At 66.7% G+C, this 20075-nt stretch carries 18 protein-coding genes; 9 read left to right on the top strand and 9 right to left on the bottom strand.

Annotated features, from left to right (window positions below; genetic code table 11):
- Positions 1-173: 173 nt before the first annotated feature.
- From ACFU6I_RS10160 to ACFU6I_RS10145, 4 genes are all read right to left on the bottom strand, one after another.
- Positions 174-530: a hypothetical protein gene (locus ACFU6I_RS10160; protein ID WP_345512695.1), complete on the bottom strand. Its 357-nt coding sequence runs from the start codon at positions 528-530 to the stop codon at positions 174-176.
- Between the two features lie 243 nt (positions 531-773).
- Entirely contained in the window at positions 774-2042 is a 1269-nt protein-coding gene (locus tag ACFU6I_RS10155) for an MFS transporter (protein ID WP_384363613.1), read from the bottom strand.
- A gap of 124 nt (positions 2043-2166) precedes the next feature.
- Complete coding sequence (locus tag ACFU6I_RS10150) at positions 2167-3249, bottom strand: inositol-3-phosphate synthase (protein ID WP_345512692.1); 1083 nt, start codon at positions 3247-3249, stop codon at positions 2167-2169.
- A gap of 67 nt (positions 3250-3316) precedes the next feature.
- Positions 3317-4024 carry a helix-turn-helix transcriptional regulator gene (locus tag ACFU6I_RS10145; protein WP_384363611.1) on the bottom strand — a complete coding sequence of 236 codons (708 nt, stop codon included), beginning with the start codon at positions 4022-4024 and terminating at the stop codon, positions 3317-3319.
- Positions 4025-4400: 376 nt separating this feature from the next.
- Here ACFU6I_RS10145 and ACFU6I_RS10140 point away from each other — a divergent pair, with 376 nt between their 5' ends.
- Both ACFU6I_RS10140 and ACFU6I_RS10135 read left to right on the top strand, forming a co-directional pair.
- Positions 4401-7109: a transglycosylase domain-containing protein gene (locus ACFU6I_RS10140; RefSeq protein WP_384363609.1), complete on the top strand. Its 2709-nt coding sequence runs from the start codon at positions 4401-4403 to the stop codon at positions 7107-7109.
- A gap of 113 nt (positions 7110-7222) precedes the next feature.
- Positions 7223-8749, top strand: a complete 1527-nt coding sequence (locus ACFU6I_RS10135) for a glycosyltransferase family 87 protein (protein WP_384363607.1) — start codon at positions 7223-7225, stop codon at positions 8747-8749.
- Positions 8750-8839: 90 nt separating this feature from the next.
- Here ACFU6I_RS10135 and ACFU6I_RS10130 read toward each other — a convergent pair whose 3' ends face one another.
- The 3 genes from ACFU6I_RS10130 to ACFU6I_RS10120 form a co-directional block, all read right to left on the bottom strand.
- The gene (locus ACFU6I_RS10130; protein WP_037702122.1) at positions 8840-9871 is read right to left on the bottom strand and encodes an alanine racemase; all 1032 of its coding nucleotides are present in this window, start codon (positions 9869-9871) and stop codon (positions 8840-8842) included.
- Positions 9872-9980: 109 nt separating this feature from the next.
- The gene (locus ACFU6I_RS10125) at positions 9981-11099 is read right to left on the bottom strand and encodes a lipid II:glycine glycyltransferase FemX (protein WP_384363605.1); all 1119 of its coding nucleotides are present in this window, start codon (positions 11097-11099) and stop codon (positions 9981-9983) included.
- 228 nt (positions 11100-11327) lie between these two features.
- Positions 11328-11639: a hypothetical protein gene (locus ACFU6I_RS10120; protein ID WP_384363603.1), complete on the bottom strand. Its 312-nt coding sequence runs from the start codon at positions 11637-11639 to the stop codon at positions 11328-11330.
- Between the two features lie 276 nt (positions 11640-11915).
- Here ACFU6I_RS10120 and rpsF point away from each other — a divergent pair, with 276 nt between their 5' ends.
- From rpsF to rplI, 4 genes are all read left to right on the top strand, one after another.
- Positions 11916-12206, top strand: coding sequence for a 30S ribosomal protein S6 (gene rpsF / locus ACFU6I_RS10115; protein WP_015609864.1), 291 nt, complete (start codon positions 11916-11918; stop codon positions 12204-12206).
- Between the two features lie 74 nt (positions 12207-12280).
- The gene (locus tag ACFU6I_RS10110; RefSeq protein WP_037702128.1) at positions 12281-12886 is read left to right on the top strand and encodes a single-stranded DNA-binding protein; all 606 of its coding nucleotides are present in this window, start codon (positions 12281-12283) and stop codon (positions 12884-12886) included.
- A 43-nt stretch (positions 12887-12929) separates the two neighbouring features.
- Positions 12930-13166, top strand: a complete 237-nt coding sequence (gene rpsR / locus ACFU6I_RS10105; RefSeq protein ID WP_003967857.1) for a 30S ribosomal protein S18 — start codon at positions 12930-12932, stop codon at positions 13164-13166.
- An 18-nt stretch (positions 13167-13184) separates the two neighbouring features.
- Positions 13185-13631, top strand: coding sequence for a 50S ribosomal protein L9 (gene rplI, locus ACFU6I_RS10100; RefSeq protein ID WP_266983684.1), 447 nt, complete (start codon positions 13185-13187; stop codon positions 13629-13631).
- Between the two features lie 90 nt (positions 13632-13721).
- Here the strand turns inward: rplI and ACFU6I_RS10095 are convergent, their stop codons facing one another.
- Entirely contained in the window at positions 13722-15059 is a 1338-nt protein-coding gene (locus ACFU6I_RS10095) for an MATE family efflux transporter (RefSeq protein WP_384363601.1), read from the bottom strand.
- Between the two features lie 478 nt (positions 15060-15537).
- Here ACFU6I_RS10095 and dnaB point away from each other — a divergent pair, with 478 nt between their 5' ends.
- On the top strand, positions 15538-16998 hold the full coding sequence (dnaB, locus tag ACFU6I_RS10090; RefSeq protein WP_384363730.1) for a replicative DNA helicase: 1461 nt from the start codon (positions 15538-15540) through the stop codon (positions 16996-16998).
- Positions 16999-17284: 286 nt separating this feature from the next.
- Here the strand turns inward: dnaB and ACFU6I_RS10085 are convergent, their stop codons facing one another.
- Positions 17285-17890, bottom strand: coding sequence for a TetR/AcrR family transcriptional regulator (locus tag ACFU6I_RS10085; RefSeq protein ID WP_384363599.1), 606 nt, complete (start codon positions 17888-17890; stop codon positions 17285-17287).
- A 117-nt stretch (positions 17891-18007) separates the two neighbouring features.
- Here ACFU6I_RS10085 and ACFU6I_RS10080 point away from each other — a divergent pair, with 117 nt between their 5' ends.
- Complete coding sequence (locus ACFU6I_RS10080; RefSeq protein ID WP_384363597.1) at positions 18008-18592, top strand: dihydrofolate reductase family protein; 585 nt, start codon at positions 18008-18010, stop codon at positions 18590-18592.
- 64 nt (positions 18593-18656) lie between these two features.
- Positions 18657-20039: a serine hydrolase domain-containing protein gene (locus tag ACFU6I_RS10075; protein WP_384363595.1), complete on the top strand. Its 1383-nt coding sequence runs from the start codon at positions 18657-18659 to the stop codon at positions 20037-20039.
- The last annotated feature ends 36 nt before the right edge of the window (positions 20040-20075 follow it).

Genomic DNA, 20075 nt, shown 5'->3' with positions numbered 1-20075 from the left:
GGATTCCGGGGGCCGCCTCGCTCATCTGTCTGGGGGGGGCCGCCCGGTGCGGGGGGGCCCCCGGGGCTATTTTTACACTTCAACCATCCCCGCGACCGGATGTGCAGAGGGGCGTTGTTTCACGTGAAACAACGCCCCTCGGTGCGACTGTCGGTATCTGTCCCGGAAGAACGTCAGCCCGTCGACTTCATCGGCGTCAGGCAGAGAACCACACTGGTCCGGCTCTTACGGCTGCCGGAGGTCTCCGTGTAGGCGACGTACTTCTTGGCGTCGCACAGGTCCGTCTCCGTGGTGTCGTCGTGCACCTCGGCCACCTTGTACTCGGCTGCCGACGAGCTGCAGTCGGCCGACGCCATGTCCGGGCTGATGTTGGAGCCCTTGTTCTGCAGGCAGTCTCCGACCGAGGCAGCCTTGGCGTCCGACTCGAATATCTTGTCCCAGCCGAACTTCAGACCCGCGAGGGCGCCGAGCGCCACCACGATGATGACGATGTTGCGCACCGCCAGGAAAGCCTTCTTGCCACCGGACATGTTCTGAGGCGGCGGGCCTTGTGGGGGCATGCCCTGGACCGGGGGTCCACCGGGGTAGCCGTCGTGCGGCTGCTGACCCTGATGCGGCGGATACGGCCGCTGTTGCGGATAGCCGTATGTGGGCTGTTGGGGTGGGTACGGCTGTTGGGGCTGTTGCCCGTATGGTCCAGGGCTTTGCTGAGGCGGATAGGTCATGCGGATACCCCCGTGGATCGTGCGCTCGCTTTTTTTGACGCGCGCACGCTATAGCACTTCACTGACACGGCTCCACCGGAACATCGTCACGGCGACGATCCCGTAGAGCAGCGCAAGCCCGATCACCACGGTGACCGACTTCCCGTCAGGAGGCAGAGCCACAGCGGCTACTGCGGCAGCGCCCACGAAGGAGACGTTGAACAGCACGTCGTACAGGGAGAAGACGCGACCGCGGAATGAGTCGTCCACCGCGGTCTGCACCACCGTGTCCGTCGCAATCTTCGCGCCCTGAGTGACGGCTCCGAGGACGAACGCCGCGACCAGCATCGGTCGGGGGGTGAACCACAGCCCGAGCGCGGGTTCGAGGACGGCAGCCGCGGCGGCGCACGTCGCTATCCAGCGGAACCGGCCGAGCCGTCCGACCGCCCAGGGCGTCAGCACGGCCGCCGCGAAGAATCCCGCCCCCGAGGCGCCCACGGCCAGTCCGAGCAGGGCCAGACCGCCGGATTCGCTGTCGGACCAGGCATACCGGCACAGCATCAGCACCATCACGGTCAGAGCCCCGTAGCAGAACCGGATCACTGTCATGGCGGCCAGTGCCCTCGCCGCGTCAGTCCGTTTCGCCAGATGGCGCAGCCCGTCGACGAGCCCGTGCGCGGTGGTGGCCAGCGCGTCCCTCAGCCGGAGAGGGCTGCCGTTCCTATCCGGTCCGAGGAGTTGGGTGGCGAGGCGCAGGGAGGCCAGTGCCGAGGCGAGGTAGAGCCCCGCGCCCAGCAGCACCACTGCGGCATCCGAGTCCGCAACCACGAGGCGTACGGCGAAGGCGAGGCCGCCGCCCGCCGTGGCGGCGAGCGTGCCCGCTGTCGGTGAGAGCGAGTTGGCCATGACCAGCCGGTCCCTGTCGACGACCCGCGGCAGCGCGGCCGAGAGGCCCGCCAGCACGAAGCGGTTCACTGCCGTGACGCACAGCGCGGAGGCGTAGAAGAGCCAGTCGGGTGCGGTGCCGAGGATCAGCAGGGCAGTGCAGCAGGCGAGGGCTGCGCGCAGCAGATTGCCGTACAGGAAGACCTGGCGGCGCGGCCAGCGGTCCAGCAGGACACCGGCGAAAGGGCCGATGAGCGAGTACGGCAGCAGCAGCACAGCCATCGCGGAGGCGATGGCCGCCGCTGATGTCTGCTTCTCCGGGGAGAAGACGACGTGCGCGGCGAGGGCGACCTGATAGACGCCGTCGGCGCACTGGGAGAGGAGCCGTACGACCAGCAGGCGACGGAAGTTCCGAAGGCGCAGGAGTACGCGCAGATCACGTACGACGGGCATATGGGCAAGGGTCACATACGTTGAGGGTCCCCGGGCGGATTGCCCGGGGACCCTCAACGAGGCGGAAGGGGAGAAGCGTTGCCTTTCATCGCCCTGCCACGGTCACACGCCGTTGCCGGTCGTGTCAGCGCTCGACGTCGCCGTTGATGAACTTCTCGACGTTCTCGCGGGCCTCGTCGTCGAAGTACTGGACCGGCGGGGACTTCATGAAGTAGGAGGATGCGGAGAGGATCGGGCCACCGATGCCACGGTCCTTGGCAATCTTCGCGGCGCGCACGGCGTCGATGATGACACCGGCGGAGTTCGGGGAGTCCCAGACCTCGAGCTTGTACTCCAGGTTCAGCGGAACGTCGCCGAAGGCGCGGCCCTCGAGGCGCACGTACGCCCACTTGCGGTCGTCCAGCCAGGCCACGTAGTCCGACGGACCGATGTGGACGTTGTCCGCACCGAGCTCGCGGTCACGGATCTGGGAGGTGACGGCCTGCGTCTTGGAGATCTTCTTGGACTCCAGGCGCTCACGCTCGAGCATGTTCTTGAAGTCCATGTTGCCGCCGACGTTCAGCTGCATCGTGCGGTCCAGGATGACGCCCCGGTCCTCGAAGAGCTTCGCCATCACGCGGTGCGTGATGGTGGCGCCGACCTGGGACTTGATGTCGTCGCCGACGATCGGGACACCGGCCTCGGTGAACTTGTCCGCCCACTCCTTGGTGCCGGCGATGAAGACCGGGAGGGCGTTGACGAACGCGACCTTGGCGTCGATGGCGCACTGCGCGTAGAACTTCGCAGCGACCTCGGAACCGACGGGCAGGTAGCAGACGAGGACGTCGACCTGCTTGTCCTTGAGGACCTGGACGACGTCGACCGGGGCCTCGGTGGACTCCTCGATGGTCTGGCGGTAGTACTTGCCCAGGCCGTCGTGGGTGTGGCCGCGCTGGACGGTCACGCCGGTGTTCGGAACGTCGGCGATCTTGATGGTGTTGTTCTCGCTGGCACCGATGGCGTCCGCGAGGTCGAGGCCGACCTTCTTCGCGTCGACATCGAAGGCGGCGACGAACTCGACGTCACGCACGTGGTAGTCGCCGAACTGGACGTGCATCAGACCGGGCACCTTGCCGGCCGGATCGGCGTCCTTGTAGTACTCGACGCCCTGCACCAGCGAGGCGGCGCAGTTGCCCACGCCGACGATGGCTACGCGAACCGAACCCATTCCGGTTGCTCCCTGTGTTGAGTGTTCTTGGTGATTCCTATGAAGGCCCTGCGGAAGTGCCGGGACCTCACTTGGCGGTGTCGTCGGACGGATCCGGCGGGGTTTGACCCCGGTGCCGGGGCAGGCCGCCCGTCTCCCCTGCTGTGTTCTGCTGAGCGGAGCCCTCGGGCGAGGATCGTCGCTGATCCCGTCCCGACCGCTCGCTCTCGATGAGCTCGTTCAGCCAGCGCACTTCGCGCTCCACGGATTCCATGCCGTGTCGCTGCAGCTCAAGCGTGTAGTCGTCGAGTCGTTCGCGGGTGCGTGCCAGGGAGGCGCGCATCTTTTCCAGACGCTCCTCCAGCCGGCTGCGGCGGCCTTCCAGGACGCGCATCCGCACCTCGTGCTCCGTCTGCCCGAAGAAGGCGAAGCGGGCTGCGAAGTGCTCGTCCTCCCAGGAGTCGGGGCCGGTGTGCGAGAGCAGCTCCTCGAAGTGCTCCTTACCTTCTGCCGTCAGTCGGTAGACGATCTTGGCGCGGCGTCCTGCCAGTGAAGAGGCAGGGGCGACCGCACGTCCGCCGGCGGATGGAACCTCTGCCGGACCGTTTCCCGGCTCCTCGATCAACCAGCCGCTGGCTACCAGCGTCTTGAGGCAGGGGTAGAGGGTGCCGTAGCTGAAGGCGCGGAAGATCCCCAACGAGGTGTTGAGGCGTTTGCGCAGTTCGTACCCGTGCATGGGGGATTCGCGGAGCAGGCCGAGTACGGCGAATTCGAGGATGCCCGAGCGTCTGCTCAAGTTCGCCTCCTCCTTCTCCGGGTGCTCTCGCGGAGCCCTATGCCGGGCTGATGTATCGACTCGATACATCATGACGATAGATCGCTCACCGCGATGCGACAAGGGGGGGCATCGTGAACGGCGTCACATCACCAATTCGTAGGAAGCGACTTGCGTGATTTGGGGTGAACTCGGGCTCTAGGTGGGTTTTGACCGTGCGTAGTCTGTGCGGCATGCAGACCACCGGGAACCGCGCGACGCCCCCGAGCGTCAGTCGTCGCGGACTGACCGGACGCACTGCGGATGAGCCTGTCGCAGGGTCCGTCCGTAATTCGGGGGGACAGGATCTCAACTGCCGCTTCCAGGCGCTCTCGCCTGCCCGAGGAGTAGTCGTTCGATGAGCGAGCACCGTCGCAAGACGCAGCAACCGCAAGGTGGCGGGCGTGCCGCGGCCAGACGAGCCGCCCAGCAGTCCTCAGGACGCCGCGCAGCCCCGTCACGCGGAGTAACTACTGAGTCATCTTCCGGTTCGTACGGCGACGAGAGTCCGTACGGCGGGCGTGCCGCGGCCAGACGAGCCGCCCAGCGTGGAAACGGAAGCCGACGTGCCGCCGAGGGAGGTGGCGCGGGTCATGGCGGCGGGGGTGGCCGACGCCGCGGTGGTGGTGGCGACGGGTACGAGGGCCCCGGCCGGGGCCGCGGGCGCGGTAGTCAGCGTCCCGTGCAGAAGCGCTTCATCGACTACCCGCGCGCCGGCAAGTACGGAGTGCGGCGCTGGGTGCCGTCCTGGAAGCTGGTCTCGAGCCTGTGTATCGGCTTCCTCGGTCTTCTCATGGGCCTCGCTGGTCTCGCGTACGCGATGGTCGCAACGCCCAAGGTGAAGGACACCGCGCTTGCACAGAACAACGTCTATTACTGGGCGAACAACACCCAGATGATCGCCACGGGCGGCGCCGCCAACCGCCAGGAGATCAGCTATGCCCAGATCCCCGAGGCCATGCGGAACGCTGTCATCTCGGCGGAGAACAAGTCGTTCGAGACCGACCAGGGCATCGATCCCATGGGTATCGCCCGGGCCTTCTACAACATGGCCAAAGGCGGTGAGACCCAGGGCGGCTCGACGATCACCCAGCAGTATGTGAAGAACTCGCGTCTCTCTCAGGAGCAGACCCTGAGCCGGAAGTTCGAAGAGCTCTTCATCACGCTCAAGGTCGGCAAGACGGAGTCCAAGCAGAAGATCATGGCCGGCTATCTGAACATCTCGTACTACGGGCGAGGTGCATCGGGGCTTCAGGCCGCGGCTCGTACGTACTACGGCACGGACGCCAGCAAACTCAATCCGAGCCAGTGTGCCTTCCTGGCCACCCTGCTCAAGGGCGCGACCTACTACGACCCGGCTGGCGCTCCCGAGATCGACCCCGTGCAGGCGACTGCCGAGAAGAACAAGGACCGGGCGGAGAAGCGCTGGCGCTGGATTCTCGACGAGGAGGTGAAGGACGGCCGGATGACCAAGGAGGAGCGGGCCAAGTACACGAAGTTCCCCATGCCGAATGCGCAGACGAAGGACGCGCAGCTGGGCGGTCAGATCGGTTATCTGGTGAGTCTCGCCAGGACGAACTTCCTCAACAACAACCCGAACGTCACACCCGAAGACCTTGCCCGGGGCGGCTACGAGATCCACACCACCTTTGACCAGAACAAGGTCAATAAGCTCAACGCCGCGGTCAAGAAGGTCTACGACAAGAAGATCGATGCGAAGGCGCGTCCCAATACGGACACGCACGTCCAGTTCGGTGGCGCGTCGGTTGATCCAGAGAGCGGAGCCATCCTGGCGATCTACGGTGGTCAGGACGCGACGACGCACTACACGAACAACGCCGACACCACCGGTGCGCAGGTCGGTTCTACCTTCAAGCCGTTCGTGCTCGCTGCGGCGATGGAGTACGGCAAGCGTGCTCCGGCTGGCCCGCCGGATCAGGGCGAGGCGGAGCGTAAGAAGGTCTCCCCGAAGAGCATCTACAACGCCGACGACCGGCTGAAGATCAAGAAATACAACGGCGAGATCTGGACGGACGAGAACGGCAAGGAGTGGCTGCAGACCAACGACGGCCATGAGTCGAGGGGGAACATCACCCTTCGCGAGGCCATGCAGTGGTCCGCCAACTCGCCGTACGTCCAACTCGGTATGGACGTCGGCACCGACAAGGTGAAGGACGTTGCCGTCGCCGCAGGCCTGCGCGACGACAAATCCATGGCCGATTCGACGGTTCCGTCGTTCTCCATCGGTACGTCACAGCCCAGCGCGATCCGCATGGCGGGGGCATACGGAACTTTTGCTACCAGCGGTATGCAGAACGACCCCTATTCCGTCAGCAAGGCCAAGTACCGCGGCGAAATCATCTATCAGCACAAGAAGGTCAGCAAGCGTGCCTTCCCCGACGCCGTAGCCGACAACGTCACCGACGTCCTGAAGAACGTCGTCGAGCGCGGGACCGGCACGCCTGCCAAGCTCCCCGGCCGTGATGTCGCGGGCAAGACGGGTACGACGGACGACAACAAGTCTGCGTGGTTCGTGGGGTACACCCCGCAGCTGTCGACCGCCATCAGCATGTACCGGCTGGACGACAACGAGAAGCACAAGAACCGTAAGTTCGAGAAGATGTACGGCACCGGTGGCGAGAAGACGATCCACGGTGCCTCGTTCCCGGCCCAGATCTGGCACGACTACATGGCCGACGCGCTGAAGGGCACGGACGTCCTGACCTTCCCGAAGCCGGAGCCGTGGGGCGAGACGCTCTACGGGGGCGGAGCGAAGAGCCCGTCGCCGACGCCGACCATCGTGCCGTCGCAGACCCCCTCCGGTAGGCCGTCCAAGACCCCTTCGATGACTCCCTCCTCCCCCACGCCCGACCCGAGCGGCAGCTGCGGGGCGTGGGACTGGAATTGCGGGAACGGCAACGGAGGTAACTCGGCCGGTACCGGCGGAGGCGGAACTCCCACTCCGACCGACGGGACGACGTCTCCGGGGACCTCGCCAGGTGGCGCGGGCAACGGGAACGGCAACGGGAACGGCAATGGCGGTTTCTTCGGAGGTTCGACCGGATAGCGACCGAAGGGCCGGCCAATAGGCGCAGCCGGAAGAAAGCCACGAGGGCCGCCGCACCACTCGGTGCGGCGGCCCTCGCCGTTTCCACAGCCCCGTACGGCAGGATGTGCGGCATGCCAAGTGCAGAAGACACGAGCGTGCACCAGGAACGGCCCGTCGTTCGGCCCACGCACCAGGACGAGATCGCCGCAGCCGGCAGCGAGCTGATCGGCGGGCGGTCGGGGCGCTGGGCGCGGCTCGGATCCGGCCCCCTCACGCCTGTGCGTGTCGTCGCCCTGGTGGCGATCGGCATGTTCGCGCTCGGCATGGTGCAGAAAGCGCCTTGTTACAACTGGGCGTGGTTCAGGGGTGCCAGCTCGCAGTACACGCATGCCTGCTACTCCGATATTCCGCACCTCTTCGTCGGACGTGGTTTCGCGGACGGTCTCGTGCCGTACTTCGACCGGCTGAGCGGCGACATGCAGTACCTGGAGTACCCCGTCCTGACCGGGTTGTTCATGCAGGTCGCGGCCTGGCTGACGCCCGGTGGCTCCATCCAGTACCGCGAGCAGATGTACTGGATGGTCAACGCGGGCATGCTGTTGATCTGCACCGCGGTCATGGCGGTGTGTGTCGCCCGTACCCATCGGCGCCGTCCGTGGGACGGACTGCTGGTCGCCCTCGCGCCCGCCTTTGCGCTCACCGCGACGATCAACTGGGACCTGCTGGCCGTCGCGCTGACAGCCGCCGCGATGCTGATGTGGTCCCGGCAGCGGACGCTGGCGTTCGGCATCCTCATCGGCCTCGCCACGGCCGCGAAGCTCTATCCCGTATTCCTGCTGGGGGCAGTCTTCGTGCTCAGCTGGCGGGCGGGCAAATGGCGGGAGTTCTTCGTGGCGACGCTCGGCGCGGCCGCATCATGGCTGGTGGTGAACCTGCCGGTGATGGTGTTCGCGCCCGAGGGGTGGAAGAAGTTCTACACGTTCAGCCATGACCGGCCGCTCGACTTCGGGTCGTTCTGGCTGGTCATCTCGCAGCGCACCGGCATTTCCATCCCGGTCGGCACGGTGAACACCGTATCGACGCTGCTGACGCTCTTCCTCTGCGCGTGCATCCTGGTGCTGACGCTGATGGCCCCGCGTCGGCCCCGCTTCGCCCAGCTGGTCTTTCTTGTCGTCGCGGCGTTCATTCTCACCAACAAGGTCTACTCGCCGCAGTACGTGCTGTGGCTGATCCCCCTTGCCGCACTGGCCAGGCCGCGGTGGCGGGACTTCCTGATCTGGCAGGCGTGCGAGGTCATGTACTTCCTCGGGATCTGGATGTACCTCGCGTACACGACGAGCGGCGACAAGCACCAGGGACTGCCGACAGAGGGCTACCAGGTGGCGATCGCCCTGCATCTGCTGGGCACGCTCTACCTCTGCGCCGTCGTCGTACGGGACATTCTGATGCCCGAGCGGGACGTCGTACGCAGGGACGGTTCGGACGATCCGTCGGGAGGGGTGTTCGACGGCGCCGAGGACGTCTTCGTGCTCGGGCATGCGGCGGCGCATCCGCCGCGGCACGCGGCACCCGCGGTCGAGGGGCCGCGGGTGGAGTGGGGTGGGGCGCACGGGCCGGTCGCAGGCCGAACAGGGCCACCTGGACCGGCCGCGGACTGAACAGGGCCTCGTCAAGTGCGCGAAACCCTTGGCGAGGCCCTGGCCCCATCGGTCGTGGGGGCCGGTCGTCGTGCCGTCCGGCCCGGTGTCTCAGCGGTCGACGAGGCGGTCGAACTGGGTGGTCGTGTGGCGCAGATGGGCCACCAGTTCGTCGCCGACCTTCGGTTCCTGTGCGTCCGCGGGCACGAACAGGATCGACACCTGCATGTGGGGCGGCTCGGCGAACCAGCGCTGCTTGCCAGCCCAGACGAAGGGCGACAGATTCCGGTTGACGGTGGCCAGGCCCGCGCGGGCGACGCCCTTGGCGCGCGGCATCACGCCGTGCAGCGCCTTCGGGGCCTCCAGGCCCACGCCGTGCGACGTGCCGCCGGCGACGACCACCAGCCAGCCGTCGGAGGCGGCCTTCTGCTGGCGGTAGCCGAAACGGTCGCCCTTGGCGACGCGCGTGACGTCGAGGACGGCCCCCCGGTACTCCGTCGCGTCGTGGTCGCCGAGCCACAGCCGTGTGCCGATCCGGGCGCGGAAGCGGGTCTGCGGGAACTGCTGCTGCAGCCGGGCCTGTTCCTCGGCGCGCAGATGGCTGACGAACATGGTGTGCAGCGGCAGCCGGGCGGCGCGGAGGCGGTCCATCCAGCCGATGACCTCCTCGACCGCGTCCGAGCCGTCGGTGCGGTCCAGCGGCAGGTGCAGCGCGAAGCCTTCGAGACGCACGTCCTCGATGGCGGCGTGCAGCTGACCCAGCTCCTCCTCCTTGACGCCGTGACGCTTCATCGAGCTCATGCACTCGATGACGACCCGGGCGCCCACCAGCGCGTGCACGCCGTCCACGGAGGAGACCGACCGGATGACGCGGTCGGGCAGCGGCACGGGCTCCTCACCCCGGCGGAACGGGGTGAGGACCAGCAGATCGCCGCTGAACCAGTCCTTTATGCGGGCTGCCTCATAGGTGGTGCCGACGGCGAGCGTGTCGGAGCCGAAGCGGATCGCCTCGTCCGCGAGTCGCTCGTGACCGAAGCCGTATCCGTTGCCCTTGCAGACCGGGACGAGCCCGGGGAACTGGTCGAGGACGGATTTCTGGTGCGCCCGCCAGCGCGCGGTGTCGACGTAGAGGGAGAGCGCCATGGCCGGTCCGGAACCTTTCTGGTGGCTGCGGTGTATCAGAGGTATGCAGAGCTTGATGGAGTGCCTGAAGCACCCGACGTGCTTATTGAAACGAATGAAGCCGGTTTCGTCAGCGGCGCGACATGTACATGTCCAGTGCCTTGTGCAGCAGCTTGTTGAGTGGGAAGTCCCACTCGCCGATGTACTCGACGGCTTCGCCACCGGTACCGACCTTGAACTGGATCAGGCCGAAGAGGTGGTCCGTCTCGTCGAGCGAGTCGCTGATGCCGCGCAGGTCGTAGACGGTGGCGCCCATCGCGTAGGAGTCGCGCAGCATCCGCCACTGCATGGCGTTCGAGGGCCGTACCTCGCGTCCGATGTTGTCGGACGCGCCGTAGGAGTACCAGACGTGCCCACCGACGACGAGCATCGTCGCCGCGGAGAGGTTCACCCCGTTGTGGCGCGCGAAATACAGCCGCATGCGGTTGGGGTCCTCGGAGTTGAGGACGGTCCACATACGCTGGAAGTAGGAGAGGGGACGCGGCCTGAAGCGGTCGCGCACGGCGGTGATCTCGTACAGCCGCTGCCATTCGGCGAGGTCCTCGTAACTGCCCTGGACCACCTCGACGCCGGCCTTCTCAGCCTTCTTGATGTTGCGTCGCCACAGCTGGTTGAAGCCCTTGAGGACGTCTTCGAGCGAGCGGTTCGCCAGCGGCACCTGGAAGACGTAGCGCGGCTGAACGTCGCCGAAGCCGGCGCCACCGTCCTCGCCCTGCTGCCAGCCCATCTTCCGCAGCCGGTCCGCGACTTCGAAGGCACGCGGCTCGATGAGCGTGGCCTCGACGTCGCGCAGGCGCTTCACGTCGGGGTCCTGGATACCGGACTTGATGGCGGCTGCGTCCCAGCGGCGGATGACGACCGGCGGACCCATCTTCACCGAGAAGGCGCCCTGTTGCTTGAGATGCGCGAGCATCGGCTGCAGCCAGTCGTCGAGGTTCGGCGCGTACCAGTTGATGACCGGGCCCTCGGGGAGGTACGCGAGGTACCGCTTGATCTTCGGGAGTTGGCGGTACAGCACTAGGGCGGCGCCCACGATCTCGCCGCTCTTGTCGAACCAGCCAAGGTTCTCCGAGCGCCATTCGGTCTTCACGTCCGCCCACGCCGGGACCTGGCAGTGACTGGCCGACGGCAGACTCTGGATGTACGCCAGATGCTGCTCTCGGCTGATGGTCCTCAGGGTCAGGCTCATGCGGGGCGCTCCTCGGCAGGTGTGTCCCCATCGGTCAGGGGCTCCGGCTCTCGCGCCGAAGCCTACTGCGACCGGGGAGCGCGTCGTCTGGCCCTGTCGGACCTTGTCGGCCAGGTGGGTCCCGGCTGTCCGCCCCCCGGGGGCCTGTACGACCCCCTGACGGGATGCGGGTGGACCGCCGGGACCGGCGGTCCGGAGGTGTGCCGGAGGTGTTCGGGACAGGCGTGGCTACAGGCCGCCGAAGAGACCCCCGTGGGCCATACCCAGGTAGAACCCGATGGCCGACGCGCCCAGACCGAGGATCAGCGGGAACCTCTCGCGGGTGGTCGCCGAGATGTACTGCCCGTATGCACCCGTGAGGATCCCGATGAGTCCGGTCCACGAGCTGATCAGATGCAGGCTGTGGAACATCGCCGTCACGAAGGCGATAAGGCCGAGGACCACGGTTACCGCCACCAGGGCGTCCTGGAGCGGATGGGGCCTGCCGTCCGAGGCGAGAAGGGAAACGGCGGGGCGGCGGGTTTGCGTTGTCTGTGCCATGGAGTACCTCCTGGCCGAAAGGGGCGCCTCGTGGCGCCGCTCACACCCGATGTGTACAGATTGCGTCTCCTGAGCACCGGATTTCAACCGGAAGCCGGTGTGCGGGTACTCTGTACGGTCTGCACCGGTGTCTGCCCAGGCCAGCACGGCAGCCCTCTTCAGGAGGGGGCATTGTCAGTGGCGGCTGTTTTACTCGGAGACACTGTTGCTTACGCATCACGACCCTCCTGCCACGGAACGACCGTGGCCGCTGAGTCCAAAGGAGGTGGGTTCCACATGCGTCACTACGAGGTGATGGTCATCCTCGACCCCGATCTCGAGGAGCGCGCTGTCTCCCCGCTGATCGAGAACTTCCTCTCCGTCGTCCGTGAGGGCAACGGAAAGGTTGAGAAGGTCGACACCTGGGGCCGTCGTCGTCTCGCTTACGAGATCAAGAAGAAGCCCGAGGGCATCTACTCGGTCATCGACCTGCAGGCCGAGCCTGCGGTCGTCAAGGAGCTCGACCGCCAGATGAACCTGAACGAGTCGGTCCTCCGGACCAAGGTCCTCCGTCCCGAGATCCACTGAGCATCTAGCTCAGCGGTCATCGGGTTCGAGTAGCAGCAAGCAGCCAGAAGCAATCCCCGCCGAGAGGTTCACCCATGGCAGGCGAGACCGTCATCACGGTCGTCGGCAATCTCGTCGACGACCCCGAGCTGCGCTTCACCCCGTCCGGTGCGGCGGTCGCGAAGTTCCGTGTCGCGTCCACTCCCCGCATCTTCGACCGGCAGACCAATGAGTGGAAGGACGGCGAAGGCCTGTTCCTCACCTGCTCGGTCTGGCGGCAGGCGGCGGAGAACGTCGCCGAGTCGCTCCAGCGAGGCATGCGCGTTGTCGTGCAGGGCCGGCTGAAGCAGCGGTCGTACGAAGACCGCGAAGGCGTGAAGCGCACGGTCTATGAGCTGGACGTCGAGGAAGTCGGCCCCAGTCTCAAGAGCGCCACGGCCAAGGTCACCAAGACCACCGGTCGCGGTGGCCAGGGCGGCCAGGGTGGTTACGGCGGTGGCCAGCAGGGCGGCGGCAACTGGGGCGGCGGTCCCGGTGGCGGCGGCCAGCAGGGCGGCGGCGGTGCTCCCGCCGACGACCCGTGGGCCACCAGCGCGCCGGCCGGCGGCCAGCAAGGCGGGGGTCAGCAGGGCGGCGGAGGCGGTTGGGGCGGAAGCTCCGGCGGCTCCGGCGGCGGCTACTCGGACGAGCCTCCCTTCTAGGGCAGCTCGTACCCCCACTTCTTGATCACACAGGAGAAACACCATGGCGAAGCCGCCTGTGCGCAAGCCTAAGAAGAAGGTCTGCGCTTTCTGCAAGGACAAGACCCAGTACGTGGACTACAAGGACACGAACATGCTGCGGAAGTTCATTTCCGACCGCGGCAAGATCCGTGCCCGCCGCGTAACCGGCAACTGCACGCAGCACCAGCGTGACGTCGCCACGGCAGTCAAGAACAGCCGTGAGATGGCGCTGCTGCCCTACACGTCCACCGCGCGATAAGGGAAGGGTGACCGAATAATGAAGATCATCCTCACCCACGAGGTCTCTGGCCTCGGCGCTGCCGGCGACGTCGTCGACGTCAAGGACGGGTACGCCCGTAACTACCTGGTTCCGCGTGGCTTTGCCATCCGCTGGACCAAGGGTGGCGAGAAGGACGTGGCGCAGATCCGCCGCGCCCGCAAGATCCACGAGATCGCGACGATCGAGCAGGCCAACGAGATCAAGGCCAAGCTTGAGGCCGTGAAGGTTCGTCTGGCCGTTCGCTCCGGCGACGCCGGCCGTCTCTTCGGCTCCGTCACCCCGGCCGACATCGCTTCGGCGATCAAGGCTGCCGGTGGCCCGGACGTCGACAAGCGTCGCGTCGAGCTCGGCTCGCCGATCAAGACGCTCGGCGGGCACCAGGTGTCCGTGCGTCTGCACCCCGAGGTTGCGGCGAAGCTCGGCATCGAGGTCGTTGCTGCCTAAGGGCACAGCTCACCAGAGCAGCTGAAGGGCCGCACCCCGTGGGGTGCGGCCCTTTGCCGTTTCACGTGAAACAGGATCGACGGCCACTGCTCAGCGGGTGGCTCCGGTGACGATCCACCTGCCCGAGCGCGTACGCAGCCAGAGCGTCACCATGCGGACCGTCATCATCAGCGCCATCGCCCACCACAGAGCAGTCAGACCCCCGCCGTACATGGGCACGAGCAGGGCGACCGGAGCGAAGGCGGCCAGGGTGATCAGCATGGCCCAGGCGAGGTACCGGCCGTCTCCGGCGCCCATCAGTACGCCGTCCAGTACGAAGACCACACCGGCGATCGGCTGGCACACGGCCACCACCAGCAAGGCGGGGAGCAGGGTGCTCTGCACGCCCTGGTCGCCGGTGAACAAGGGGATGAACAGGGGACGCGCGAGCACGATCAGTGCCCCGAGCGCCACACCCGAGGCAATGCCCCACTGCACCATGCGGCGGCATGCCTCGCGTGCGCCCTCGGCGTCATCCGCGCCCAGATAGCGGCCGATGATCGCCTGCCCGGCGATCGCAATGGCGTCGAGAGCGAAGGCCATCAGGGTCCACAGGGAGAGGATGATCTGGTGGGCGGCGATATCGGTGTCGCCCAGGCGTGCAGCGACGGCGGTGGCGATCATCAGGACGGCGCGGAGCGACAGCGTACGCACCAGCAGGGGGACGCCGGCCTGGGCACTGGCTCTGATCCCTGCCACGTCGGGGCGCAGCGATGCGCCGTGTCGGCGTGCTCCCCGCACCACCACGATCAGATAGGCCGCGGCCATGCCGATCTGGGCGATCACGGTGCCCCAGGCCGATCCGGCGATACCGAGACCGGCACCGTAGACAAGCCCCGCGTTGAGGGCCCCGTTGACCGCGAATCCGCCGATGGCGACATACAGCGGGGTCCTGGTGTCCTGTAGGCCGCGGAGCACGCCGGTGGCGGCCATGACTATGAGCATGGCGGGGATACCGAGGCTGGATATCCGTAGATAGGTGGTGGCGTACGGTGCGGCGGTGTCGGAGGCGCCGAAGACATCGACGAGCCAGGGGGCAGAGGGCAGTGCCACGGCGATGACGGCGATGCCGAGAAACAGCGCCAGCCAGATGCCGTCCATGCCCTGCCGTATTGCAGAGGCGAGATCGCCCGCACCTACGCGTCGTGCGACCGCTGCCGTGGTGGCGTAGGCGAGGAAGACGAAAATGCTCACGGCGGTGGTCAGCAGAGCCGCGGCGACGCCCAGACCGGCTAGTTGCGGTGTACCGAGATGGCCGACGATGGCGCTGTCGACCATGACGAAGAGCGGCTCGGCGACGAGCGCGCCGAAGGCGGGGACGGCGAGTGCGACGATCTCGCGATCGTGCCGTCGACGGCCGGAATGTGAGGTCGTGGTGGCCTGGGGCATGAGGGCTAATCTAATCTTCCACAGGTAACGGATGCAATGCGATAGCAGTCCTTACATTTACTGGCGTCGAGTGTTCCCCTGTGTGCGGTTTGCCGTGATCATGTGCCGGTTCGGAAAGTTTTTCTCCCCCACAGGCCGTGGATGGAGAAAGCCCAGGTCAGGGCTGCGTTCAGGGCGCCGCTATGAGTTTGTCCACAGTGCTGTCCCCCGCTCCGTGCACAGGTTCTGCGGAGTTCTCCACAGCATCTGGTCCGTCGTCCACATGCCCTGTGGATAACCAGATTGGCTGACGGTGCAGCGAGGCCTACCGTGGACCGGCGCCCACACCCCGTTTCAGCCCTGGAATCCCGCAGAACTCGACGTGCCGGAACCGGAGTCGAGCGTCTTGTTTGTCGGTGCTGTGCCGTAAGAAAGAGTGGCGCGGCGAAGGTCCGCGGAGCGGACGGGAGGAGGTGGCACGGTGAGCATTCCCGAGCCTTTGGACGACCCCTGGGCCGACACCGGTCCCAGTGACCGTCTGCCCGTTACCCGCCAGCGTCGTGGCGAAGGCCGGGACCGCAGCGAGCAGCACGACCGCGGCAGGGAGAGCGGCGGCTGGGACGGCGGCTCGCCCGGATTCGAGCGCGTGCCCCCTCAGGACCTCGACGCCGAGCAGTCGGTCCTCGGCGGCATGCTCCTCTCCAAGGACGCCATTGCCGACGTCGTGGAGATCATCAAGGGGCACGACTTCTACCGCCCCGCCCACGAGACCGTCTTCCAGGCGATCCTCGACCTCTATGCCAAGGGCGAGCCCGCCGACCCGATCACGGTCGCGGCCGAGTTGGTCAAGCGCGGCGCGATCACCAAGGTGGGCGGCGCCCCCTATCTGCACACCCTCGTCCAGTCCGTGCCGACCGCGGCCAATGCCTCGTACTACGCGGAGATCGTCCACGAGCGGGCGGTCCTGCGACGGCTTGTCGAGGCGGGCACGAAGATCACCCAGATGGGATACGCGGCCGACGGTGACGTCGACGAGATCGTCAACTCGGCCCAGGCGGAGATCTACGCCGTCACGGAGCAGCGCACCAGTGAGGACTATCTGCCGCTGGGCGACATCATGGAGGGCGCGCTCGACGAGATCGAGGCGATCGGTTCGCGCTCCGGTGAGATGACCGGCGTACCGACCGGCTTCACCGACTTCGACGCCCTGACCAACGGCCTGCACCCGGGCCAGATGATCGTCATCGCGGCGCGTCCGGCCATGGGCAAGTCCACGCTGGCCCTGGACTTCGCACGGGCCGCGTCGATCAAGAACAACCTTCCGAGCGTGATCTTCTCCCTCGAGATGGGCCGCAACGAAATTGCGATGCGGCTGTTGTCCGCCGAGGCGCGGGTGGCTCTGCACCACATGCGCTCCGGCACGATGACCGACGAGGACTGGACGCGGCTGGCCCGCCGGATGCCGGACGTCTCGGCCGCGCCGCTCTACATCGACGATTCGCCGAACCTGTCGATGATGGAGATCCGGGCGAAGTGCCGTCGGCTGAAACAGCGGAACGACATCAAGCTGGTGATCATCGACTATCTGCAGCTGATGCAGTCCGGTGGCTCGAAGCGTGCCGAGAGCCGTCAGCAGGAGGTCTCGGACATGTCCCGAAACCTCAAGCTGCTGGCGAAGGAGCTGGAGCTTCCGGTCATCGCGCTGTCCCAGCTGAACCGTGGTCCGGAGCAGCGTACGGACAAGAAGCCGATGGTCTCCGACCTTCGTGAATCCGGCTCCATCGAGCAGGACGCCGACATGGTGATCCTGCTGCACCGCGAGGACGCGTACGAGAAGGAGTCACCGCGGGCGGGCGAGGCGGACCTGATGGTCGCCAAGCACCGTAATGGCCCGACGGCGACGATCACTGTGGCATTCCAGGGCCACTACTCACGCTTCGTGGACATGGCGCAGACCTAGGGGATATCTCAGGGGTCCCCCGACTTCACGGCACAGTCGCAGCCTCGTGGGCATCACGGCGGCACCTGTGACGGCGTCGTCGCGAGACTCGCCGGCACGTCTCTCTTCTCCCCGCGGCGAATGCGGTAACCGGCCCATGCGCGCGATCAACGACGCGTCCGGATACCTGCCGACCCATAGATCGCTTCTCTGCCAGTTCGATCTGTAGACGCGATGCCGCACGGCCGGGGGGTGCTGTTTCGCCCGGACAGGGTTGCCCGGCCATGCGTTGTCCTGCCCTTGAGAATCACCCTGCAGGGATGATGCGGGTGACGATCGTCTCCACAAGCCGGTTCAGGACGGCATCGGTGTGGGGAGAGCCGGCGGTGTCGCTCCCGGTGAGCACATCGGGCAGGGTGAAATGCTCCAGCAGCAGGCCCGTCATGGCGAGATACAGCACCAGGAAGGCGTCGGCATCGCCCGGCAGCCCCGCTTCCCGGTGGAAGCGGGCGCTCTCGTCGAGGTTGGCGCGGAAGGTCCGGTTGAGCCGGTCACGGAGGGCGGGGCGCCGGGTGGCCTCCAGACGGAGTTCCAGCATGGCGAGGTAGCCGGTGCGATCGGCGGCCATGCGCTGCACCAGCCATCGCATCAGTTCGGTGACCAGTTCGCGCGAGGGGGCCGGACGCATGGCCTCCTCGACTCCGACCGGGTCCGGTGTCATCCGGTCGGTGATCCGGGCGCCGGCTTGCATGAACAGGTCGTCCCGGTTGGCGAAGTAGTTGGACGCCGTCCCGACCGGTACGCCCGCCCGTGTGTCGACCGCGCGGAAGGTGAGCCCTCGCGCACCCTCGTGCGCCAGCACCTCGATGGCGGCATCGACGAGCGCAGTTCTGCGCTCCGGGTTTCTGACCATGTGTGTCTCCTCTTCCTTCGGTCCCTCTGCGGAAAGGGATTGCGCAACCACTACACATGAAGCACTATAAGTGAAGTGGTTCATGTCCGAGCCGACGCCACATCGAACGGGGATCCTGTGCGAAAGCTGACCTACTTCATTGCCTGCTCCATCGACGGCTTCATCGGTGATCCGAGCGGTGATGCGTCGTCCATGTACCGGTTCGTGGACGAGGAGTTCCTCGACTACCTCAAGTCCCAGTATCCGGAGACGGTTTCGACCGCAGGCCGCCTGCAGCTGGGAATTCACGGTGTCAGGAATCAGAAGTTCGACACCGTGATCCAGGGAAGGGCCAGCTATCAACTGGCGCTGGACGTCAACATCACCAGCCCATATGCCCAACTGCGTGAGCTCGTGGCATCCCGGACCATGAAGGAGTCGCCGGACCCGAACGTCGAACTCGTCTCCGGCGACGTGGTCGGCAGGGTGCGGGAACTCAAGGCGGAGGAGAGCGGCCTCGGCATCTGGCTCTGCGGTGGCTCACAGCTCGCGGGGGAGTTGCTCGACGAGATCGACGAGCTCGTGATCAAGACGTATCCGCTGGTCTACGGCTCGGGTATGCCGATGTTCGGATCGGATTTTGCGGACACGGAGTTCATGTTGGATTCGGTTGCTGTCTTCGACAACGGAGTACTGGTCAGGACGTACAGCCGCAAGCGCTGACCCCCAGGACCGCGGGCGGCGAAATCGGGTCGCCGACGAGTCGATGTGCCGGTAGTTGTTGAGCATGACCTATTCCTCAGAAGAGTTGCTTCCCGGTACGCAGCGGGCGCTGCTGCACCGCATCGCCTCCGCGCAGGCCGAAGGCCGTACGCCCTCGCTCGTCGCTGCGGTGCAGCGGCAGGGCCGGATCGTCTGGAACGGCTCGCGCAGCTGCGTCGACGGTCACGCCCCCGACTCCGGCACGCAGTTCAGGATCGGTTCCCTGACCAAGACCTTTACAGCTGTGCTGGTCCTGCGGCTGCGTGACGAGGGGTTGCTCGATCTCGACGACCCGCTGGAAAAGCACCTGCCAGGCACAGGCATCGGCGGGGTCACCGTCCTCCAACTGCTGGGCCACAGTGCGGGGCTGAGTGCCGAATCGCCTGCGCCCTGGTGGGAGCGAACGCCGGGAACTCTGCGCCCCGGGCTTGCCGATGTCCTCGGCGAGCAGACGCGGATGCACCCTCCCGGCCGTCGTCACCATTACTCGAACCCCGGCTACTCGGTGCTCGGAGCGTTGATCGAGGCGATGCGCGGCGCGTCGTGGGCGGAGGTGCTGCAGCGCGAGATCCTGGAACCGTTGGGCATGCGTCGTACAAGCACCCGGCCACAGGCGCCGCACGCTGGTGGCTGGGCCGTCCACCCGTGGGCCGATGCAATGCTTCCCGAACCGGCGGAGGACCTCGGTCTCATGGCACCGGCCGGGCAGCTCTGGTCGACCACCGCCGATCTCCTCCGGTTCGCCGCCTTCCTCGTCGAGGGGGATGACCGTGTGCTCGGGGCCGCTTCGGTGGAGGAGATGCGTGCTCCGTCGGCGCCGTCCAAGTCCGGCCCCGGGGAAGGCGCTTACGGTCTCGGCCTGCAGGTCGTCCAAAAGGGTGGCCGTACCCTGCTCGGGCACACCGGCTCGCTGCCCGGGTTCCTGGCCACACTCTGGTTCAGCATCGAGGACGATGTGGCCGTCGTGGTGCTCACCAATGCCACTTCTGGGCCGCTCGTCGGCACGATCGCCGCGGACCTCGTGGAGATCGTCGCCGAGGCCGAGCCGCGCATCCCTGAGCCCTGGCGCCCGCTGCCCGAGGCCGACCCGGAACTCCTCGCGCTGGCCGGACCCTGGTACTGGGGCACGCATCCGAACGTCCTGCGCCTGACTGCAGACCGGGGGCTGGAACTGGGGCCGCTGCGTGGCGACGGCCGCGGTGCCCGATTCGTCGCGCAGCCGGACGGCACCTGGACCGGCCTCGACGGTTATTACGCGGGGGAGACGCTCCGTGTCGTCCGGGACGTCGACGGAAGGGTGAGCCATCTCGACCTGGGGTCGTTCGTCTTTACACGTGAGCCGTACGATCCCGCCTCGGCCGTTCCCGGCGGGGTCGACGCGGAGGGCTGGCGGGGCCTCGGCGCCTGAGCGCCACGGCGTCACGTTTCACGTGAAACGTGACGC

Origin of the sequence: Streptomyces sp. NPDC057486 (assembly GCF_042802415.1) — a bacterium.
Classification (GTDB): Bacteria; Actinomycetota; Actinomycetes; order Streptomycetales; family Streptomycetaceae; genus Streptomyces; species Streptomyces yanii.
The sequence above is the reverse complement of the archived record's forward strand: the minus strand, read 5'-3'. Positions and strand labels throughout refer to the sequence as shown.